Annotated in this window: 17 protein-coding genes and 1 pseudogene; 7 read left to right on the top strand and 11 right to left on the bottom strand. The window is 40.1% G+C overall.

Going from position 1 to position 20,871, the window contains the following annotated elements:
* Positions 1-384 precede the first annotated feature (384 nt).
* From tig to ppiD, 6 genes are all read left to right on the top strand, one after another.
* Positions 385-1,689 carry a trigger factor gene (tig, locus tag A7968_RS19065; RefSeq protein ID WP_064668128.1) on the top strand — a complete coding sequence of 435 codons (1,305 nt, stop codon included), beginning with the start codon at positions 385-387 and terminating at the stop codon, positions 1,687-1,689.
* 166 nt (positions 1,690-1,855) lie between these two features.
* Complete coding sequence (clpP, locus tag A7968_RS19060; RefSeq protein ID WP_064668127.1) at positions 1,856-2,473, top strand: ATP-dependent Clp endopeptidase proteolytic subunit ClpP; 618 nt, start codon at positions 1,856-1,858, stop codon at positions 2,471-2,473.
* A gap of 134 nt (positions 2,474-2,607) precedes the next feature.
* Positions 2,608-3,891 carry an ATP-dependent protease ATP-binding subunit ClpX gene (gene clpX / locus A7968_RS19055; protein WP_064668126.1) on the top strand — a complete coding sequence of 428 codons (1,284 nt, stop codon included), beginning with the start codon at positions 2,608-2,610 and terminating at the stop codon, positions 3,889-3,891.
* Between the two features lie 150 nt (positions 3,892-4,041).
* Positions 4,042-6,402 carry an endopeptidase La gene (lon, locus tag A7968_RS19050; protein WP_064668125.1) on the top strand — a complete coding sequence of 787 codons (2,361 nt, stop codon included), beginning with the start codon at positions 4,042-4,044 and terminating at the stop codon, positions 6,400-6,402.
* A gap of 185 nt (positions 6,403-6,587) precedes the next feature.
* A complete protein-coding gene (locus tag A7968_RS19045; protein WP_301562686.1) occupies positions 6,588-6,890 on the top strand; it encodes an HU family DNA-binding protein in 303 nt (100 codons plus the stop codon).
* A 171-nt stretch (positions 6,891-7,061) separates the two neighbouring features.
* The gene (gene ppiD / locus A7968_RS19040; RefSeq protein ID WP_064668124.1) at positions 7,062-8,966 is read left to right on the top strand and encodes a peptidylprolyl isomerase; all 1,905 of its coding nucleotides are present in this window, start codon (positions 7,062-7,064) and stop codon (positions 8,964-8,966) included.
* Positions 8,967-9,091: 125 nt separating this feature from the next.
* Here the strand turns inward: ppiD and A7968_RS19035 are convergent, their stop codons facing one another.
* The 10 genes from A7968_RS19035 to A7968_RS18985 form a co-directional block, all read right to left on the bottom strand.
* Positions 9,092-9,352: a Txe/YoeB family addiction module toxin gene (locus A7968_RS19035; protein WP_064668123.1), complete on the bottom strand. Its 261-nt coding sequence runs from the start codon at positions 9,350-9,352 to the stop codon at positions 9,092-9,094.
* Positions 9,349-9,600: a type II toxin-antitoxin system Phd/YefM family antitoxin gene (locus tag A7968_RS19030; RefSeq protein ID WP_064668122.1), complete on the bottom strand. Its 252-nt coding sequence runs from the start codon at positions 9,598-9,600 to the stop codon at positions 9,349-9,351. The genes A7968_RS19035 and A7968_RS19030 overlap by 4 nt, the downstream gene beginning before the upstream one ends.
* Before the next feature lie 451 nt (positions 9,601-10,051).
* On the bottom strand, positions 10,052-11,422 hold the full coding sequence (locus A7968_RS19025) for a serine hydrolase domain-containing protein (protein ID WP_064668121.1): 1,371 nt from the start codon (positions 11,420-11,422) through the stop codon (positions 10,052-10,054).
* Between the two features lie 614 nt (positions 11,423-12,036).
* A complete protein-coding gene (locus A7968_RS19020) occupies positions 12,037-12,891 on the bottom strand; it encodes an acyl-CoA thioester hydrolase/BAAT C-terminal domain-containing protein (RefSeq protein ID WP_064668120.1) in 855 nt (284 codons plus the stop codon).
* A gap of 19 nt (positions 12,892-12,910) precedes the next feature.
* Positions 12,911-13,621, bottom strand: coding sequence for a LytR/AlgR family response regulator transcription factor (locus tag A7968_RS19015; RefSeq protein ID WP_064668119.1), 711 nt, complete (start codon positions 13,619-13,621; stop codon positions 12,911-12,913).
* Positions 13,621-14,637 carry a sensor histidine kinase gene (locus A7968_RS19010; protein WP_064668118.1) on the bottom strand — a complete coding sequence of 339 codons (1,017 nt, stop codon included), beginning with the start codon at positions 14,635-14,637 and terminating at the stop codon, positions 13,621-13,623. The genes A7968_RS19015 and A7968_RS19010 overlap by 1 nt, the downstream gene beginning before the upstream one ends.
* A 377-nt stretch (positions 14,638-15,014) precedes the next feature.
* Positions 15,015-15,908, bottom strand: coding sequence for an alpha/beta hydrolase (locus A7968_RS19005; protein ID WP_227008895.1), 894 nt, complete (start codon positions 15,906-15,908; stop codon positions 15,015-15,017).
* Between the two features lie 143 nt (positions 15,909-16,051).
* The gene (locus tag A7968_RS19000) at positions 16,052-16,843 is read right to left on the bottom strand and encodes a trypsin-like serine protease (protein WP_064668116.1); all 792 of its coding nucleotides are present in this window, start codon (positions 16,841-16,843) and stop codon (positions 16,052-16,054) included.
* 334 nt (positions 16,844-17,177) lie between these two features.
* Positions 17,178-17,450, bottom strand: coding sequence for a hypothetical protein (locus A7968_RS18990; RefSeq protein ID WP_064668114.1), 273 nt, complete (start codon positions 17,448-17,450; stop codon positions 17,178-17,180).
* Positions 17,451-17,481: 31 nt separating this feature from the next.
* A complete protein-coding gene (locus tag A7968_RS18985; protein ID WP_064668135.1) occupies positions 17,482-17,862 on the bottom strand; it encodes a hypothetical protein in 381 nt (126 codons plus the stop codon).
* Positions 17,863-18,519: 657 nt separating this feature from the next.
* Here A7968_RS18985 and ltrA point away from each other — a divergent pair.
* Positions 18,520-19,665, top strand: a pseudogene (gene ltrA / locus A7968_RS18980) (group II intron reverse transcriptase/maturase).
* Between the two features lie 91 nt (positions 19,666-19,756).
* On the opposite strand, the gene A7968_RS18975 reads toward ltrA, so the two are convergent.
* Positions 19,757-20,770, bottom strand: a complete 1,014-nt coding sequence (locus A7968_RS18975; protein WP_227008897.1) for a toll/interleukin-1 receptor domain-containing protein — start codon at positions 20,768-20,770, stop codon at positions 19,757-19,759.
* Between the last annotated feature and the right edge of the window lie 101 nt (positions 20,771-20,871).

Here is a 20,871-nt window from a genome sequence, read left to right as displayed (position 1 = left end):
TAGCTGATAGCTGATAGCTGATAGCTGATAGCTGATAGCTGATAGCTGATAGCTGATAGCTGATAGCTGATAGCTGATAGCTGATAGCTGATAGCTGATAGCTGATAGCTGATAGCTGATAGCTGATTTTTTACCCACTCATCTTCTATAATCCGTGATCTGACCAAATAATTGCCCCCTACACTCGACTATCATAAATATTAGGTTATAATGCCGCGTCTATTGTTTAACATAGTGCCCGAAGGGCAGAGCAGCATTGGTATCTTATAGTGAATATGGCGTAGAGAAGTTGTTTAAATGACTTCAAACGTACCAAACCGCATAGTGATCACCGTGTTTGTAAGGAAGGCGAACAGTCGCCAAAATTGAAGATTGAGGTATATCATGCAAGTTTCTGTTGAGACGACTCAAGGCCTTGAGCGCCGTCTGACCATCACCGTTCCTGCAGAGAACGTTGAGACCGAAGTAAAAAAACGCTTACAACAACTGTCTAAAACCCAGCGTATTGATGGTTTCCGTCCAGGTAAAGTACCAACGTCTGTAATCAACAAACGTTACGGTGGCGCAGTTCGTCAGGAAGTAGCTGGTGAATTAATGCAACGTAACTTCTACGAAGCAATCGTAGCTGAAAAAATTAACCCAGCTGGCGCACCAACATTTGCTCCTAAAGCACTTGAAGCGGGTAAAGATTTAGAATTTGCTGCAACATTTGAAGTTTACCCTGAAGTTGAAGTTCAAGGTTTAGATAAAATTGCTGTAGAAAAACCAGCTGTATCAGTGACTGACGAAGATTTAGCAAACATGCTAGAAACACTTCGTAAGCAACATGCATCATGGGCTGAAGTTGACACAGCTGCTGGCGAGAAAGACCGTGTAACGGTTGATTTCGTAGGTACTATCGACGGTGAAGTATTCGAAGGCGGAAAAGCTGAAGATTTCCCATTAGAACTTGGCCAAGGTCGTATGATCCCAGGTTTTGAAGATAACATCGTAGGTAAAAAAGCAGGCGAAGAAGTTGTTTCTGACGTAACTTTCCCTGAAGATTACCACGCTGAAAACCTTAAAGGCAAAGCAGCTCAATTCACAATCACTGTGAAGAAAGTTGAAGCGCAAGAGCTACCTGAATTAAGCGAAGAGTTCGCAACTAAATTTGGCGTAACTGAAGGCGGCGTTGACGCACTTAAAGAAGAAGTTAAAAAGAACATGACACGTGAACTTGACCAAGCGGTTAAAGCGAACGTGAAAGACCAAGCAATCAAAGGTCTTTTAGCTAACAACGAAATCGACGTGCCTAAAGCGCTAGTAGATCAAGAAATTGATGCACTACGTCAGCAAGCTGCACAACGTTTTGGTGGCGACGCTAAAAACATGCCTGAGCTTCCAGCTGAATTGTTCCATGAGCAAGCGGTTACTCGCGTTAAAACTGGCCTTTTATTAGGTGAAGTAATTAAAGCGAACGAGCTTAAAGTTGACGAGTCAAAAGTTGAAGCGTTAATCGCAACAGTAGCTTCTGCATACGAAGATCCAACTGAAGTAGTAGAATACTACAAAGCAAATGATCAACTTATGCAGCAGATGCGTAATGTAGCAATGGAAGAGCAAGCTGTTGAAGCTATTTTAGCTAAAGCGAATGTAACTGACGTTGAAAAAGCATTTGATGACATCATGAATCCGCAGCAAGGTGCTTAATAAGTCATTGACTTAAGTCCTCGCTAACGATTAAATGGCTCGTGTTACTCTGTTTTATGCAGCGTGCCCGAGCCATTTTAGTTTGTGGCCTTCAATTTTGCCAAAAAGATAACTATGCTTTTCTTATAATAAGGATAAGTATAAGCGCATAAGGAATAAAATAAGTATGAACACTGGTATTACAGATCCTCTAAATGCATTAGTTCCAATGGTTGTTGAACAGACAGCAAAAGGCGAGCGCTCGTATGATATTTATTCGAGACTATTAAAAGAGCGAATCATATTTTTAACGGGCCAGGTTGAAGATAACATGGCGAATCTAATTTTAGCGCAAATGTTATTTTTAGAGTCAGAAAACCCAGAAAAAGATATCTTTTTATATATCAATTCACCGGGTGGTTCAGTGACTGCGGGTATGGCAATCTACGACACCATGAATTTTATTAAACCAGATGTAAGTACAATTTGTGTTGGTCAAGCGGCTAGCATGGGGGCATTCTTATTAACAGCTGGTGCAAAAGGCAAACGCTATTGTTTACCTAATTCACGCGTGATGATTCACCAACCATTAGGTGGTTTCCAAGGTCAAGCATCTGACTTTGAAATACACGCCAAAGAAATCCTGTCTATTAAAGACAAATTAAACCGTTTAATGGCAGAGCATACTGGCCAACCATTAGATGTGATTTCAAAAGATACAGACCGCGATAACTTTATGAGCGCAACTCAAGCCGTTGATTATGGTTTAGTTGATGCGGTATTTACTAATCGCGAAAGTAAGTAAATATAACAGCGAGTAGTTAACGCTACTTGCTGAAGTCGTTTACACTGTGAAAACCAAAGATTTTTGGTATAGTAAAACGTATTGAAATAGCTGCTAAGTAGTTTGGCAGCCAACGTATAAGATGAGGTAGCTGAATGTCTGACACTCCTACAGACGGCGACAAAAGTAATAAATTGTTATACTGCTCTTTTTGTGGCAAAAGCCAGCATGAAGTTCGTAAACTCATTGCAGGGCCTTCAGTATACATTTGTGATGAATGTGTTGAGCTGTGTAATGACATTATCAGGGAAGAGATCAAAGACATTGCGCCTAAGCACAATACCTCTGATAAACTGCCTGCACCAAAAGAAATTCGTAATCATTTAGATGATTATGTTATTGGTCAAGATCACGCTAAAAAAGTATTGTCAGTAGCGGTTTATAACCACTACAAACGCTTACGTAATCAAAGCACCAAGGTCGACATTGAGTTAGGTAAAAGTAATATCCTACTTATTGGCCCAACAGGTAGCGGTAAAACATTATTAGCAGAGACATTAGCGCGTTTACTTGATGTGCCATTTACTATGGCTGATGCAACCACATTAACCGAAGCCGGTTATGTGGGTGAAGATGTTGAAAACATCATCCAAAAGCTACTGCAAAAATGTGACTACGACGTTGAGAAAGCACAACGTGGTATTGTTTACATCGATGAGATTGATAAAATTTCACGTAAATCTGACAACCCATCAATCACCCGTGACGTATCAGGTGAAGGCGTGCAACAAGCACTACTTAAATTGATTGAAGGGACTGTGGCATCAGTGCCACCACAAGGCGGACGTAAACATCCACAGCAAGAGTTTTTACAGGTCGATACCTCTAAAATCTTATTTATCTGTGGTGGTGCATTCTCCGGTCTTGATAAAGTAATTGAACAGCGTAGCCACAAAAATACCGGTATTGGTTTTGGGGTAAACGTAAAAGAATCTGCGGCAAGTCGTTCTTTAAGTGATACATTTAAAGATGTTGAGCCAGAAGATTTAGTAAAATACGGTTTGATCCCAGAGTTTATCGGTCGCCTACCAGTAGTGGCAACGTTAACTGAACTTGATGAGTCAGCTTTAGTGCAAATTTTAAATGAGCCTAAAAACGCCTTAACAAAGCAGTACGGCGCATTATTTGGTATGGAAGACGTTGAACTTGAATTCCGTGATGACGCACTGCGTGCTATCGCTCATAAAGCGATGGAGCGTAAAACAGGTGCACGTGGTCTTCGTTCAATCGTTGAAGCGGTGTTACTCGATACTATGTACGAACTTCCTTCAATGGAAAACGTCAGTAAAGTCGTAATTGACGAAACCGTGATCAAAGGTGAATCAGATCCTATTTTGATTTATCAAAGTGCCAGCCAAGATAAAGCGGCATCTGAGTAAAATTTACTCATTTTGATATTAAAAAGGAGCCTAGTGCTCCTTTTTTTATAATTTATTTAATCCAGTTACGTTAAATTGTTGAACTTTACTTAGGTTATCCCCATATACTTGAGTAATCTTTAAAATAAATGAAGAGCGAAGAGAAAAATAATGACGCTTGAGAGAACAGATCGAGTCGAAATCCCGGTGCTAGCACTGCGCGATGTCGTGGTATATCCGCACATGGTGATCCCGCTTTTTGTAGGCCGTGAAAAATCAATTAAATGCCTTGAAGCGGCAATGGATAAAGACAAACAAATTTTCCTGGTTGCGCAAAAAGACGCGAGCGTGGATGAGCCTGAGCAAGATGATATTTACCGTGTCGGTACCATCGCCACCGTTTTACAACTGCTTAAATTACCTGATGGCACAGTCAAAGTACTGGTTGAAGGCACACAACGCGCGAAACTAGAAAGCTTTATTGATAATGAAGACTTTTTTGTTGCTAACGCCCAGTTTATTGGTTCAGAAGAAATCGATGAGCAAGAGCAAGATGTGTTTATACGCAGTGCTATTAACCAGTTTGAAGGTTATGTAAAGCTTAACAAAAAAATCCCACCTGAGGTGTTAACCTCGGTTAGTGGCATTGATGAAGCGCCGCGTCTTGCTGATACTATGGCAGCGCACATGCCATTGAAAGTGCCAGAAAAGCAAAAAGTACTCGAAATCACCAATGTCACAGAGCGCCTAGAATACTTAATGGCGTTGATGGAAGGTGAAATCGATTTATTGCAAGTTGAGAAAAAAATCCGTACCCGCGTTAAAAAGCAAATGGAAAAATCGCAGCGCGAGTATTACCTCAATGAGCAAATGAAAGCCATTCAAAAAGAGCTTGGTGAACTTGACGACGTACCCGATGAATTCGAAGCGCTGAAAAAACGTATCGAAGAATCAGGCATGAGCAGCGATGCACAAGAAAAAGCCAATTCAGAGCTTGCTAAGCTTAAAATGATGTCGCCAATGTCGGCAGAAGCCACTGTCGTGCGTTCATACATTGACACATTAATTAATGTGCCATGGAAAAAACGCTCGAAAGTGAAAAAAGACTTAGCGGGCGCACAAAAGATTTTAGATAGCGACCATCACGGTCTTGATAAAGTCAAAGAACGCATTATTGAATACCTCGCCGTGCAACAGCGCACCAATAAACTGAAAGGGCCTATTTTATGCCTTGTCGGTCCGCCAGGGGTAGGTAAAACATCACTGGGTCAATCGATTGCTCGCTCAACAGGGCGTAAGTATATTCGTATGGCACTAGGTGGGGTGCGTGATGAAGCGGAGATTCGTGGTCACCGTCGTACTTACATTGGTTCAATGCCAGGTAAGCTGATTCAAAATATGAGTAAAGTGGGCGTTAAAAACCCATTATTCTTATTAGATGAAATCGACAAAATGTCATCTGATATGCGTGGCGATCCCGCTTCAGCATTACTTGAAGTACTTGATCCAGAGCAAAATAGTCATTTTGCGGACCACTACTTAGAAGTTGATTATGACTTATCTGATGTAATGTTCGTGGCAACATCAAACAGCTTTAATATTCCCGGCCCGTTACTGGATCGTATGGAAGTAATTCGTTTATCGGGCTACACCGAAGATGAAAAGCTAAACATTGCTAAAGAACACTTAATTGTTAAACAAGTTAAACGCAATGGCTTAAAAGACGGCGAACTGATCCTTGAAGACAGCGCAATTATCGGCATTATTCGCTATTACACCCGTGAAGCGGGCGTGCGTAATTTAGAGCGTGAAATTTCTAAGTTATGCCGTAAAGCGGTGAAGAATATATTGCTCGAAAAAGGCACAAAAACCGTCACTATCAATGCTGATAACCTTGAAGAGTTTTTAGGTGTACAACGCTATGATTATGGTAAAGCTGAAGATGGCGACCGTATTGGTCAAGTAACTGGCCTTGCATGGACCGAAGTGGGCGGTGACTTACTGACCATCGAATGTGCTGCAGTACCAGGTAAAGGCAAGCTAAGTTACACCGGTTCACTGGGTGATGTGATGCAAGAGTCGATTCAAGCAGCTATGACAGTTGTGCGAAATCGTGCTGATGCATTTCGCATTAACAGTGATTTTTACGAAAAACGTGATATCCATGTACACGTACCAGAGGGTGCAACGCCAAAAGATGGCCCAAGTGCCGGTGCGGCGATGGTAACTGGTTTAGTGTCAAGCTTAACGGGTAACCCTGTACGAGCTGATGTGGCGATGACGGGTGAAATCACATTACGTGGTGAAGTTTTACCAATTGGTGGCTTAAAAGAAAAGTTACTAGCTGCTCACCGTGGTGGTATTAAAACGGTTATTATTCCAAAAATTAACGAACGTGACTTAAAAGAGATCCCTGACAATGTATTGGCAGGACTTGATATTCATCCAGTTACGTGGATTGATGAGGTTTTAAAACTGGCTTTAGTACACCCAGTTGAGAGTTTTTCGGTCGAAACACCTAAAAACCAGTAAAAAAGCGAAAAAAAGTGCTTTAAAGGGCTTTTCAAATCTAGATGATATGATAAGTTAAGCACTGGTTTTCAAGCCTAGGCCTTATGTGGCCTAGGCTTAAGAAAAATTACAATCGTATGAGCATGAAAAAGTTTGCTCTAAAATTTTCAAAATAGTGATGTTAGTTTAAAAAACAATCGCTCTTGATAATAACAATGAAAGAGGATGATATTGTGAATAAATCTCAATTAATCGATCAAATCGCAGCTGATGCTGACATTTCTAAAGCGGCTGCGGGTCGTGCACTTGATTCATTCATCGAGGCTGTTTCTGGCGCTCTTAAAGATGGCGATTCAGTAGCACTTGTTGGTTTTGGTACTTTCTCAGTACGTGAGCGTGCTGCACGTTCTGGCCGTAACCCACAAACTGGCGAGACAATTCAAATCGCTGCAGCGACTATCCCAGCTTTTAAAGCGGGCAAAGCGCTTAAAGACGCATGTAATAGCTAATCACTGCTCTTTAGTGAGTTAGTTTTGGCAGTGTAAGAAGTTAATCGCTTTTACAGCTTAATTAACTATCTTTCTCGCCAACTGCTTCAAGTGAAAAAGCGTATCTGGTAAGATACGCTTTTTTTACATAAGCAAGGCGATTTCTGCCTCGAATAGAATAGAGATAAATAAATGCTTGAGAAAATCAGAGAAGGTTCGCAAGGACCGGTAGCTAAAGTTATTTTAGGCGCGGTGATTTTATCTTTTGCCTTAGCAGGGATCGGTGGTTATTTAGGTCAAACCACAGAGCAGCCCGTAGCTGAAGTAAATGGAGTTAAAATTAGCCAAACCGAATTTAGCCGTGCGTTCCAAAACGAACGTGCACGTTTAGAGCAACAATTTGGCGAATACTTTGCACAAATTGCAGCTGATCCAAATTACATGGCACAAATTCGTCAAGGCGTTGTTGACCGTCTAGTACAACAAGAATTGCAAACACAACTAGCGGCAGAACTCGGTTTACGTGTTAGTGACGACAGTGTTAAAAAAGCGATTTTAGAATTGCCATACTTCCAAATTGGCGGCCAGTTCAACAACGATCGTTACTTACAAGTCATTCGCCAAATGAACTTCCAGCCAGATGCATTTCGTGAATATTTACGCGAAGAAATGACCCGTAGTCAGCTAATTTCAGCCGTTGCAGGTACTGACTTTGCCTTAAATAGTGAACTGGCCAGTGCTGTAGCACTACAACAACAAACACGTAGTATTGATTATGTTGTGATCAGTAAAGAATCGTTACAAGAAAATGTCGCTGTAAGCGAGCAAGAAATTGCCGATTACTATGACTTGAATACATCACAATTTTTAGCGCCAGAGCAAGTATCAGTAAGCTACATTGATTTAAATGCAGCTAACCTAACACTTGATAGCAATGTAAGCGAAGCAGACGTTAAAGCGTATTACGAGCAAAATAGCGCGCAATACATTGAACCAGAAAAACGCCGTGTAGCGCATATCTTAGTTGATAACAGCGAAGACGATGATGCCGCCAAAGCAAAAGCAGAAGACTTATTAGCACAACTACAGCAAGGTGCTGACTTTGCTGCATTAGCTGAATCATCATCTGATGATATCGTTAGTGCTGAAATGGGCGGTGATTTAGATTGGATCGAACGCGACATGATGGACCCTGCGTTTGAAGATGCGGCATTCGCATTAGCAAATAAAGGCGATTATTCAGATGTAGTACAATCTGAGTTTGGTTACCACATCATTCAGTTAACTGATATTCAAAGTGAACAGGTTAAAGCTTATGACGCTGTTAAAGCTGATTTACGAACTGAACTTGAGCGCACTGCAAAAGTAAATGCATTCTATGAAAAGCAAACAGAAATGGGCGCTATTGCATTTGAAATTTCAGATACCTTAGTTGATGCTGCAGAAGTTGCCGGTGTTGAAGTACAAACGACAGAACTTGTAGACCGTAATGCTTTACCAGCACCGCTTAATACACCAGCGGTAATCGCTGCTATCTTCTCGCCAGATGTGCTTGAAGATAAAATGAACTCAGAAGTTATCGAAGTGGGCGATGAGCATGTGGTATTAGTGCGTGTTAAAGAGCACAAACCAGCTGCAACAAAACCACTTGCTGATGTCTCTGAGCAAATTAAAGCACGCTTAGTTAGTCAAAAAGCATCAGAGCTTGCTAAAGAAAAAGCAACAACACTGTATGCAGAAATTGAAGCAGGCAAGAGCTTAAATGACCTAGTAACTGAGCAAGGCTTAGAACTACGTCAAGAAGCAGCACTGACTCGCCAAGCTTACACAGTATCGCCTGCTATCGTGCAACACGCCTTTAAAATGGCTCATCCAACTGATACAGCAGTGGTTGAAAAAGTTGAATTAAACAACGGTGATGCAGCAATTGTAGCCTTAAAAGCCGTGACTAACGCCACTGTTGAAGGTGAAATTGAAGCGCAACTTAAGCAAAATATTACCATGGCCCAAGTTAACAAAAACTACATGGTATTCATTGAAGCTTTAAAAGCAAACGCAGAATTAAACTTACCTAAGGCGCCAACCGCCACAGAGTAATAGTTAATTAAGCAAACCTAAAAAAGCGCCGAAAGGCGCTTTTTTTGTGGGTGCATTAAAAGGGGCTAGGCGCTAGGGGATTGGCTTGTAGGCGCGAGTTTACCTCGCGCAATGATTGTATTTTTTTAAGTACTGTAGTGATATCTTAATTGCGCGATTAAAAGTGTATCGTCTTGGTACTTGTATACGATTCTATGCTCATCATTTATGCGGCGAGACCAATATCCAGATAAACCATGTTTTAATGGCTCAGGCTTACCTAACCCTTCATGTGGGCTGCGTTGAATATCTTTAATTAATAAATTTATACGTTTCAGTACTTTTTTATCATGACCTTGCCAATAAAGGTACTCTTGCCACGCATGAGTTGAAAAGATTAACTTCACTCAAGTAACTCTTTTTGCGTGCCTTCACCTTGCTCAAGTTCGGCAATTGACTCTAAAAGCTTGCGGGCATTTGCAGGGGATCTAAGTAAATAAGTGGTTTCTTGCATGGCGTTATAATCTTCTAATGACATCATCACCACCGGACTTTCACTCTTGCGGGTAATAATAATCGGCGCATGATCATCGCACACCTGCGCCATGGTACTCGCTAAATTAGCGCGAGCAGCAGTATAACTAATAGCATCCATAACAACTCCAAAATGTTCATGTACGTTAATTTGTACAGTATAGCCTATGCACAAATAATAAGTCACTTTAAATTAAGACACAGGAGTTAGTTACAAGGCTAAAGGCTTAAAGGTTAAAGGTTAAAGGCGCTAGGTAACTAGGGACTAGGGGAGTGTGGCTTGTAGGCTCGAGTTTACCTCGCGCTGCTTTTATGTAACACGCGTAGGTTGGGTAGAGTGCAACGAAACCCAACGAAAAAATACCCTGTCAGTCTGCACCAATGCACTGCATTATCGAGTGTTTTTATTTCTTCGATGTATTCTGAATTTTGGGAAAGCCCTTTAAGTGATTTATTCACAAAGAGGTTAAGAGACGCTGCGCTTATGAGAGAATATTAAAAACATCAATAATTGAGGTGGAAATTAGACCGCCTAGTGTTATGAGCAACCGTTGATAACCTTAGTCTATTTTTCATAATTCTAATTTAACAAGTGCATCTTGCTCACCTTGATATAAATACACTGGGACGATTTCATGCTTCCCATTATTTTCTCTAAGCTGAAAGTAATTTTCAGTACACTCATAAGAATACGAGTTGTTTTCCCGTGGTATGATTTTTAGTTTATTTTCACCTTCATATTGAGAATAAAGTGTACCTTTTTCGAACGAAATGGTTAAAGTTTTTGAATCGGAAGAACGATAACTGCCAACTAAAGATGCTGCTATAGCCTTTATTTTTTGACTATTTACTGGCTTAGGGGATAAATTTAGTTGTAGTGCTATCATGTCTAATAAAGCGGGGCCTGGGTGTTTTGTGTCGATGTTGGTTAACGCTGTAGCGGTTAAATCTTCATTTGGAAAATAGACATGCCAAGCAAAAAATCCGGGAACCTGACCTTGGTGGCTAAAGCTATCTAATCCACTTATTTTGTATATATCTAAGCCATATCCATAATCCACATGCGCATTATTATTTAATAATGCCTTGGAGGTCATTAGATTATAGTTTTCTTTTGAAATTATCTGCCCTGACTTTAATGCATTTTGCCAAAGGTGCATATCAGCAAGTGTAGAAGCAATAGCGCCCGCAGAATAGATCCAACTACGATCAACATTCCATCGCCTTTCTGTTGAATCTTCCGGATTAATATACTTTTTAGGCTCATTGCGACTAGTAGTGTAGCCGTTTACTTCCCCAGCAGATGTTCCTTTAGTAATAACAAAAGTATTATCCATTTTCAGAGGTTTAAAAAATGTGTTGGACATGAACTGGTCATATGGAGTCCCAGAAGCAATTTCAATGACTTTTCCCAGAAAGACGTAACCCAAATTTGAATAACTATATTTTTTACCAGGCTCTGAGTTAAGAGGTTGTTTACTTATACTTTGTATAACTTGATCAATAGAAGCATATTTATCATAAATTTTACTTACTGAAGGGTCCCCTAAGTAATCTGGCAGACCAGAAGTATGGCTTAAAATTCTATCAATCGTTAAGTATCTAAACTCAGGGTTAATATCAGGAATAAATTTCGCTAATGTATCTTGTAACGATAGTTTTTTTTCTTCCGATAGTTTCAAGATTGCTACAGCAGTAAATGTTTTCGTGACAGAACCTATTTGAAATATATCATCTACGTTAAGAGGCCTCTCAGTATTAATATTTGCCAAACCAACTGCACCACTATAAATATGTTTACCTGACTGTTCTAACCTAACAGCCATACCTGGGGCTTCTGAAGAGTTATGGCACTGCATTAATTCAGCAAAGTTGTGTTGTTGTGCGATAGCTTTTATTCCATACAACCCTATACAAAGACAAAAAAATATATTTTTTCCCATAAACTATGTTCCCTTAATCATCTAGCATGCCTGTAAATAAAAAGTACGGTTAGATTACGCTTGTAGTCTGTAATATTGCATATATCACAGTTGTTTGCAATTTAATAAATAAAATTTCTATTATTCAATGGCTTATTTTAATTTTGATGAAAGTATACTTGCTCATAATGGACAAGTGAATGTAACAGCTTTATCAGAGAGCATTTTTTATCTTAACTTGGTAACATTCTTATTTTAGTATTTTCTATTAATAGTAAAGGGTAAGTTATTGCTAAATATAAGTATTATTAGAAGGGGAGGTTGTTTTTATATAAAAGCTTCTTTTATTATATTACTTAGATGGTACGAGTTAAATCAACTAGCCACTCAATGTCTACTTTATCAGGGGAAGCTCAGTTTCTAACCACTCAACGGAATACAAGTCAATAAGCACAAAAAGAAAGACTTCGATCATTATTACTAGATTGCGACTATGCTGATCAATCTCATCTTATTAGAGTTTCAGATCACACCGGCAAAATACAAAAAGTGATTAAAAGCTGCAGGCACAACGCTACCTGCAGCTCGATAAACTTTGCAACGACAAAGAATATAAAAACTGGGTTAATTCATTACTACTTATTCGCGCAACGTGCTACCAAGGTTTCGCTTAAAAATTGATTTACCTCAGTTTTCACTTTTTTGTTAAAACTGTAGTGACCCGAATTAAGTGCGATATGTTTAAATGGATGAGAGAAACTAGCTTCATGTAAACCAGCTTCTATATATCCAGCCATTCTGTACGATGGCCAAATTTCATCGTGTTTGGCAGAGACCAGTAGCACTGGCCCATTGGTTTTTTCAACCGGGATACGAGCGGCTGCAATTGCTTCAGGAGTTGCCTCAGCCAATGCAGCCTCAAAGGCAGGTGTAAACTCACCCGTTACATTCCCCTTTTGCATTTTCCATGACAGCAGTGGTGCATCAATGTAGTCCAGAGCATTGCCGCTGAGCGTCCAACTCGAGCGAGAAGACAAGGTCTTAACAGCATTCCAGCTTACGTGACTAGGCATGATGGACACAACATGGTTTATCTCATCAAAGTGCGCACCGAGTAACAATGCAAGCTCTGCTCCTTTAGAAAAGCCATATACCGCCACGCAGTTTTGGTTTATCTTTGGATCTGCACTCAATGCTTTTATCCGTTTGGCTATGTCATCCAAAGATAATTCAGCTGCACTGTTCGGTGTATTTTCAGTGCCATAATAACCAAGTGCCGCTACTGAGATACCAATATCATTAAACCCATCTAAAAATGGTTTCCACTGAGGATTAGCGAGTGTATTTCCCCCTTCGCTGCCACCTAACACCACAACCAGTGGGTGAGTCTGACCATCGTCGATAAACTGGCGCTTAACATCAGGAATAGTCGTATTTGAACAGGCCGCAAGAATCCCTACCAAAGAAAATGGCATCATAATTTTAATCATTTTATTACCTTTTTTTGAGTTAGCTGAGCCCTGTGTTGCTCAGTTGTTGTTTGAGTAGTTTTGCACCGCCCCGGCTGGTCACAACTTGCAAATTGCTATCACGCAATTTTACAAGGTAACCCCCTGTAACCCAGCGTTCAAACGCAGTTATCGCACTTTGGTTTACAATGGCATGACGGTGAACTCTTAAGAAATGTGTTGGTAATTGGTGTTGGATCTCCTCAAGGGAGCCATCAATGGGATATTGCTGTCCATTGCTAAACGCGATGGCTTGACCGTATTCCAGCTTTATAAGTTCGATATTACTGACATCAATTAGCGATGTTTTCCCCGCTATCTTACTCGTTAAAGTAGCGACTGACCCTGTCGTTATAACACGATTGACTCTCGATAAAGCGAGCGCTAGGCGTTCAGTACTATACGGTTTGAGCAGATAATCAACCGCACCGAGCGTAAAGGCTTCAACCGCAAACTCACTGTAAGCCGTGGTAAAAATTATCGCACCTGAAAACCCCACCCCTTGTAGTTCTTCGACCAAAGTGACACCATTGCATTCGGGCAAGTTAATATCTACAAACACAATATCTATCACAAATTCTTGATGTGCATCAAGAAATGCTAATGCCGTGTTACAAGTTAGTACTAGATTGTGCTTAGTGATCTGGCCAAGTTGTTCAGTTAACTTATCAATGGCAGGTTGTTCATCTTCCACAATCGCAATGTTCAACATTACTTTGTTCCTCGTGTGAGTGAAAAGCTGACAACTGCACCGCCAGTGTGCATGTCGTTACAAAGCCTAAGGTCGGCATTTTCTTCCAACTTTAACCTTGAGCGGGTGATCGAAAGACCGAGTCCCGCGCCTAACGAACCCAATATGTCCTGCTCCTTAAAGCCCATCCCATTGTCACTGATTTTGAACACTAACTGGTTCGCTAACTTTTTGATTAATACATCAATGTGAAGCGGCCTGCTGTTGCCATGTTTTACTGCATTTTCTAAAATCGGCTGTAAAATCATTGGCGGAATTACTTCGCTCAACAACGCGTCGTCGATATCAAAGTCGATGAGAAGCGCATCCCCAAATCGGCTCTGCTCTATCTCACACCATTGATTTAGTGCGACAAGCTCATCTGCAACGGATACTTTGCTCGGTATTTTTCCGTTTGTTACTGAATGCGTTAATGAATACCTTAATACCGCAGCGAGGTTATGAACCAAAGACTGTGCTACTTCTGGTTGTTTTGGTACAAAGGCTGCGATTGTGTTGAGGCTGTTGAACATAAAGTGCGGGTTTAACTGGCTGTGTAATAACTTAATTTCAGCAAGTTGGCGAAGCTGTTTTTCTTGTTTTAGCAACTTTTGGGAAAGGTAGAACTTAACCACCACAAAAATACCGCTAGACCAAGGCAGTGCGATTGTTAGCGCCTCAAACAGTGAAAATGCATGGGTATTTAACATTCCACTTCTGAGTACACCCCAATATAAGCAGCCCATTACCATCAACCCGTAAAAACCGATATATTGCAGCGGCCAATTGCCTATCTTGAAACGGATAATGAGTACGTAACTTATCATCATAGGTAGCCAGTAGATCAGCACAACAGCCAAAATAGAAGAAAGCGCGATATTCGCCGACAACAGCATGCCCCGCTGCGTCCAATCAGTAAGGCTGATAGCAAAGCTTATTGCGGCAACGATAGCTAAAATTGCGAAATATTCGTTTCGCTGCAATGTGAGATTGACCATAATCAAGACAAGTAGTTAATGAATATGTTCATGGTACGCATTTAGCGTCGAAAAGCACCCTGAATATTGCTGAATGGTCTCTTTTCAATGCTAAATGGTTATTTGCTTTAGTCGCACTGTTACATCCAAGTAAGCGCTAAAAAAAGAAGAGATTAACTCACTTTAAATCGTAAACACAGCTACCTGCTTGACTGGAACTTTCTAATGGGTGACCCCATTTTATTCCCAAGGTTAAAGGTGCTAGATAACCAGGTGCTAGGAGCTAGGTAACTAGGCACTAGGGGAGTGTGGTGTTGTAGCCTCGAGTTTACCTCGGGTTCTTTTGTGTAAGACACGAAGGTTGGGAAATGTGCAACGAAACCCCAACGAAATTGCTTTTATAACTTCAGCAACCAGTGTTCAACTTCACTTATATCATTACTACCAAACACCATTAAACTTGAATGTGAGCGATTTTTAAATACAACTTTCTCTACCTGTTCGTTTTGAATTGACGAAAAATAAGCTGGAGGCGAAAGAGTGTCTATATTTGAGTTTATTAGCAGTACAGGCTTCTCAGTCCCTTTGAGCTTATAAAGCAAGTCAGTTTCCTGAATCGTTACTTTTGCGTTAATCATCGTTTGATTAACAATATCACCTAGCTGATTTTGAAACAGTTTGTTCAGTAGAGGAGATTTGTAAGGTAAGTATTCTCTGGCGGCCAGCTCAAAGCTCATCATGGGTGCCAGTAAAATAGCTGCGTTAATGTATTTTGAAGATAACAGGTTTGTAGCTGTAAGCGCCCCCATAGAATGACCTACTGCAATAGTACGTTTATCTGTTTGTTTTAAAGATAACTGTGTAAGTAGTTCGTTTAAAATAGTATGTTCTTTTGCAGCGAAGGCAAAAGCTTCTGTTGATTCCCCATGACCAAACAGGTCTGGGATCACAACGTCCATGCCAAGAGCTCTAAAATAGATAGCCGTAGCCATCATTACCTCTTTGCTACCACCGTAACCATGTAGTAGCAATGCGGTGCCTTTAAACCGATTAAATGTAGCAGGTAGCATTCTATGTGAAATAGTATTTTCAACACCATTACCTGTTGCATGAAGGTTGTAATAGGGTGCACTTCCAGTTGGAAAATCAGCAGCTTGATAAGCTGAAGCAGCCAAGTATGTAATGCACTGCGAAGAATTAGCGGAGCAAAAAGTATGTTTTTTAAAACCAATTTCACTTGGCTTTACTTTTATAAATTCAGTCTCAGAAAGATACACGTCAGGGTTAGACATGACGTAACTCCCCATTGAAGTGCATCCTGACAAAAAGAAAATACAAAGCACTAGCATGAATAGGTGTGTTAAATTTTTCATTATTTTAAATTTGAGTATAAAGATCGAAATAGCATCGAGCTAAAAGCAAAGAATGGGGAATGCTATTCATGATGCATTATTTCCATTATCCAATTTACATAACTTGAAATCCTTACTTGGTAAGCGGTAGTGTCATACAATCCAGCTTTAAAATCGGAAATGTCACCATATGCAAATTGCCAGCTAGAAAGCCCCACTAAAAAAGGTTTGTTCTCTCGATAGATTATAGAAGGCCCACCACTATCCCCTGAGCCATGCATTCCTTCTAAAGCCAATACTTTGGGTGGTTTGTCAAACTTGAATGTCAGCCAATTTGCTTGCGCGCCATCTACAATATTCTGAAATTGATTTAATTGTTTTGATGATTTAGTTTCAAGCACTTCGCCTTTGAGTCCATCACCAGTAGCGCCTTTACCAAATACAGTGATTACTTTGCCTGCCTCATTTGTATTTTTATATAGACTAACAGGCTGAACACTGCTTACTGGGCTCGATAACTTGATTAATGCGATGTCGCTTCTAGCTTTTAAAAAGCTCATTAAAGGTGCTAAATCACCACTTAATAGACTTTTACTCGGTTTTTTAAATTCAGGGTGAATAAACACGTTTTCTATTTGATAGTGGTTTAAACCAATTTTTAACTCTTTACCTCTATAGTCATAAAAAATAGTGTGTGCCACAGTGACAACCCATTGTTCATGAATTAATACTCCGTGCCCCTCGTGAGGCAAGTCAATGAGATATTTCGGTGCATCATTTAATAAGTAGTTTTCAGCGGGAACATCATGCCTTTTGATAACAGCATGACTAGCAATAGAAAAAATACACAAAAAGAGGAGAAGCCAAGCTTTCAAAATTCGTCCATGATTATTTAGGATGGAGCTTAATGCTATCTTTCAGTCGCACTAAAAGCAACTCGATTAAGATGTAGAAATAATTCACAAAGAGATTAAGAGACGCTGCGCTTATGAGAAAACATCAATAATTGAGATGGAAATTAGACCGCCTAGTGCATTGATGCGGCCATTCAAAAAGAAAGTGGCAAAACGCAAGAGGCGACCACATATCCCTCTTACGGAAGATGAACCTCCCATTGCATTTTCAGTTAATAAAAAGCGCATGATGGGGGGCTGGAGGCTGGAGGCTAGAGGCCTCAGGCCACCCGATTATATGTAAACTTACACCAAACTAATTATCTGGCCATCCTGGATATCGTAGTTTAACTTTATCTATAAACTGCCAAATTGGTGTTGTTAATGGAGCAACTAAATCATCTTTAAAATAAAACCTTAATCGCTCTTCTATTTCAGTGATATTTTGCCAAGTAACATTATGAAAACAAGTTGAATCAGAGATAACTAGCGGCTGACCATCTGGATCCGGTTGAATTATATTCAGGATTAATTGAACTTCACGCTGCCTTACATTAACTTGAGTTTTATCTCCATTTTCAATATTCATCACAAATCCATGTTTAACATATAACAGCTTATTAGTTGCCTTTTGCGAATTGCCAAAAGTCTCTGTTTGCGTATAAAACCCAATTTAAACTTTTTGGAACCATATAGAAATATATAATTTCAGTAGAGCTTTGAAACTTATCAAATTTAGACCATTTTAAATTTAGCTGTACGCTTAACCTTTTAGTTAAACCTGAGTGTTTATATTTACGTTCAAGGGTCTCAAATACAAACACCGTTTCGCCATATTTAGATTCAGAAACACTTGAAAATATGAGATTGAATTGTTCTTTAGATAACCAATTATGCACTTCGGAGTTAGAGTTTTTAATAATTTCCCAAGAATTAGAAGTAAGACTTAATTCTTGGTCATTTTCAGTATCGATAATCGATTTTAATTCATCAAAGTGCAACTGATACTCCATAGGCAACTAACGCCGTTGTAAATTACAGTTTTGGAGGAGCCCGTTGTGCTATTAAGCACAAAAAGGAGCGATGGAAAAACTGTCAATTTGACAACTTTGTGTACGCCCGACATGGGCATTGACTTATGAGGTGAAAGTCCTCTGTAGGAAGATCACCGTTTAAATAACATACTGTTATTAAACGATAACTACTAGCGAATGGCAAGGGCTAAATCGCGAGAGATAGTCTGAAGGAAGCCGCTAGCAAATCTGTGAGCTGATGAACAAAAACATCATATGAGGCGTAGGCTGGAGACGAGCTAGCACAAGATAGCGAAGTCATGTGATCTAACGGCCACCGTAAATGATGCAGTTGTGCAGAGAAAGTCGATGCATCTTATTCGGGGAGATCTGATAAACACGCATCCGCGCTAACGCTTGGAGATTACCAGTTAGGGACTGGTTGTTCAACCCTTGGCGCTTTGGTTGCTGCGACCTACAGCGAGCGAAATAGCAGTAAACAAGCGTTAGTTTTAGACGCGCTTTATCGAGTAATCGCTAGAGTGATTTATCAGAAGTCAGCAGACGGCATAGTAGCCAAACGCCCATCGTAATGGAGGGGACACGGTGAAGGCCTGAACATCTTAACCAGAGGAGACACTACAAATGAACTTGAATTCACATAGATCACCGTGTTGTGATAGTGATGAACAGCGTTCGACTGTGAATAATACCTCGAATGAATATAACCAAATAGATCATGACCTTATGGCAAAGGTACTAAGCAACCACAATATTAGCGCAGCATGGCAACATGTTAAGCGCAATAAAGGGGCTGCGGGTATTGATAATATGAGTATTGAGGAATTTAATGACTTCGCTAAGTTACATTGGCTGGGTATTAAACAACAATTACTTAACGGCACTTATCAACCCTTGCCAGTCAAACGCGTGATGATACCCAAACCTGATGGCGGTGAGCGAATGCTTGGGATCCCTGCTGTTATCGACAGAGTGATCCAACAAGCCATTGCTCAAGTGATCAGCCCTTACTTTGAGCCTCAATTTTCACCACATAGTTATGGTTATCGCCCTCATAAAAGAGCCAGTCAAGCAGTGAACCATGTTCAGTCTTGTGTTAAACAAGGTTATAAAACAGCGGTTGATATCGACTTGTCTAAGTTCTTTGATGAAGTAGATCATGACATGCTGATGAATCGTGTTAGCCGTAAAATCAAAGACAAAGCACTCATGCACCTACTCGGTAAATACTTACGAGCGGGGATCGCAGAGCGCGAAACAGGTCTGTGGTTTGAGTCAACCAAAGGAGTCCCTCAAGGTGGGCCATTATCCCCTTTGCTTTCCAACATCTTACTCGATGAATTAGATAAGAAGCTAACCTACAAACACCTTAAGTTTGCACGTTACGCTGATGACATAATCATTTTAGTAAAAACGAAAAGCGAAGGATTAATAATCCAGCGGGAAATTACTGCGTTCATCACTAAGCGATTAAAGCTCAAAGTGAACGAATCGAAAAGTCGGGTAGGTCCTGTATCAGGCTCAAAATTTCTCGGGTTCACATTCCGTTACGGTCAAGTGCAGATCCACGAACAGGCACTAAAGAAATTTAAAGTGACTCGCCATATCGTGTGGTATCACCAGTACCAAAAGTAGGCGCTTGGAAGCGAAGGCCCTTGTAGAAGCTCAAAAACAAAAGGTATTAACATTGCGCTAGGCAATAACTACTTAGCTTCACAAGGTTTAGTGTCATTGAGGGATATTTGGATCAATATTCATTACGGGAGATGAACCGCCCATTGCACTTCCTACTAATAAAAGGCGCATGAAGGGTGGTGTGGGGGCTGGAGGTTAGAAACCTCCGGCTACTCGATTAGCTTTTTTACCACGGGTGCTTTATTGGAACATCTATATCATTGTCCATGATAAATGAAACCAATTCTCGATAACTTGCCAGTAAGCTTCCACGATTGCCCCAGTTATTTTGTTCATCAGACACGTTTGGATTAATAAACGTAGCATTAGGTGAAATATAATAGTTTAAATATTCAGGGTCTAGCGATTGAATAGTATGCTCCCAATCAGCATCAAAAACCAAGTCAAACATACTTAAAAATCTTGAGATTAAAGAATTAAAATGTTGAGATTTATCATCATTAAGCTTCAACTTGTCTGCTTTTAGAATATTGCGAGATAAACCAAGTATTTCTTCTAATAGCTCACGCTCACTTCGAGGATGTGATTCATTATTCGAAGTGTCACGAGCTAAGAGTTCCATCACACGTGTTTCAAGCTTTGGCCAAAAAGCTTCAAATACATCACGAAGTACGTCATCAGCAAGTACATTATCAGTATTTGAATTATTAATTGTAGTAACAAGAGCATACATGTCTGACTTATTAAAAAGCGTTGTTTGAAATTGAGTCAGTGGCCCTGATATATCAGCATTACCTAAGCCAAAGAGAATTGGGCATACTAGAGAAGCATCAACTTTTTTTGATATAGCTCCTGCCTCAAACATTATCCAAGGGCTATTTAAATTCTCTTTTGTTATACAAAAAATACCAACCGAAGAATTGTCTAACTCATCTGCAATATCAGATGACCAGCGGTTTCCCTTATCTATATCGCTAGGAGTAAAATATGGTTTTACCGTTTGTAATACACTTGGTAACCAAGCTCGTATAGCTTGTGCTATATCTTTACTTTGATCTCCTGACCAACTAATAAATACTTTCAAAACAACTCCATATTTGAGAAAAAGCGAACAGCTTAATGAACACCATTTTTGTGGTTTGTAACACCCTAAACGGCGTGTATTACATATGCTGATAATTCCACCAATAATTACTTTTGTAAACAAGTAATTAAAATAGCTAGGAATTAAGCTTGCCATTGTGTACCCAAATGTTGGTTAATAATGCTATCGGACAAATTAGATTCTTACTCATCACAATATGAGTAAGTTTAACCTTTTCAATGACTGGTTATCGCTCT

Source organism: Pseudoalteromonas prydzensis (genome assembly GCF_001661495.1).
In the GTDB taxonomy this organism is placed as follows: domain Bacteria; phylum Pseudomonadota; class Gammaproteobacteria; order Enterobacterales; family Alteromonadaceae; genus Pseudoalteromonas; species Pseudoalteromonas prydzensis.
The sequence above is the reverse complement of the archived record's forward strand: the minus strand, read 5'-3'. Positions and strand labels throughout refer to the sequence as shown.

What these genes read in the sequence shown, in the direction of transcription:
- lon (WP_064668125.1), top strand. Translation starts at nt 4,042, where the DNA reads ATGACGCTTGAGAGAACAGATCGAGTCGAAATCCCGGTGCTAGCACTG.
- A7968_RS19030 (WP_064668122.1), bottom strand. Translation starts at nt 9,600, where the DNA reads ATGGATGCTATTAGTTATACTGCTGCTCGCGCTAATTTAGCGAGTACC.
- clpX (WP_064668126.1), top strand. Translation starts at nt 2,608, where the DNA reads ATGTCTGACACTCCTACAGACGGCGACAAAAGTAATAAATTGTTATAC.
- ppiD (WP_064668124.1), top strand. Translation starts at nt 7,062, where the DNA reads ATGCTTGAGAAAATCAGAGAAGGTTCGCAAGGACCGGTAGCTAAAGTT.
- A7968_RS19025 (WP_064668121.1), bottom strand. Translation starts at nt 11,422, where the DNA reads ATGGGAAAAAATATATTTTTTTGTCTTTGTATAGGGTTGTATGGAATA.
- A7968_RS19005 (WP_227008895.1), bottom strand. Translation starts at nt 15,908, where the DNA reads ATGTCTAACCCTGACGTGTATCTTTCTGAGACTGAATTTATAAAAGTA.
- clpP (WP_064668127.1), top strand. Translation starts at nt 1,856, where the DNA reads ATGAACACTGGTATTACAGATCCTCTAAATGCATTAGTTCCAATGGTT.
- A7968_RS18975 (WP_227008897.1), bottom strand. Translation starts at nt 20,770, where the DNA reads ATGGCAAGCTTAATTCCTAGCTATTTTAATTACTTGTTTACAAAAGTA.
- tig (WP_064668128.1), top strand. Translation starts at nt 385, where the DNA reads ATGCAAGTTTCTGTTGAGACGACTCAAGGCCTTGAGCGCCGTCTGACC.
- A7968_RS19015 (WP_064668119.1), bottom strand. Translation starts at nt 13,621, where the DNA reads ATGTTGAACATTGCGATTGTGGAAGATGAACAACCTGCCATTGATAAG.
- A7968_RS18990 (WP_064668114.1), bottom strand. Translation starts at nt 17,450, where the DNA reads ATGAATATTGAAAATGGAGATAAAACTCAAGTTAATGTAAGGCAGCGT.
- A7968_RS19010 (WP_064668118.1), bottom strand. Translation starts at nt 14,637, where the DNA reads ATGGTCAATCTCACATTGCAGCGAAACGAATATTTCGCAATTTTAGCT.
- A7968_RS19020 (WP_064668120.1), bottom strand. Translation starts at nt 12,891, where the DNA reads ATGATTAAAATTATGATGCCATTTTCTTTGGTAGGGATTCTTGCGGCC.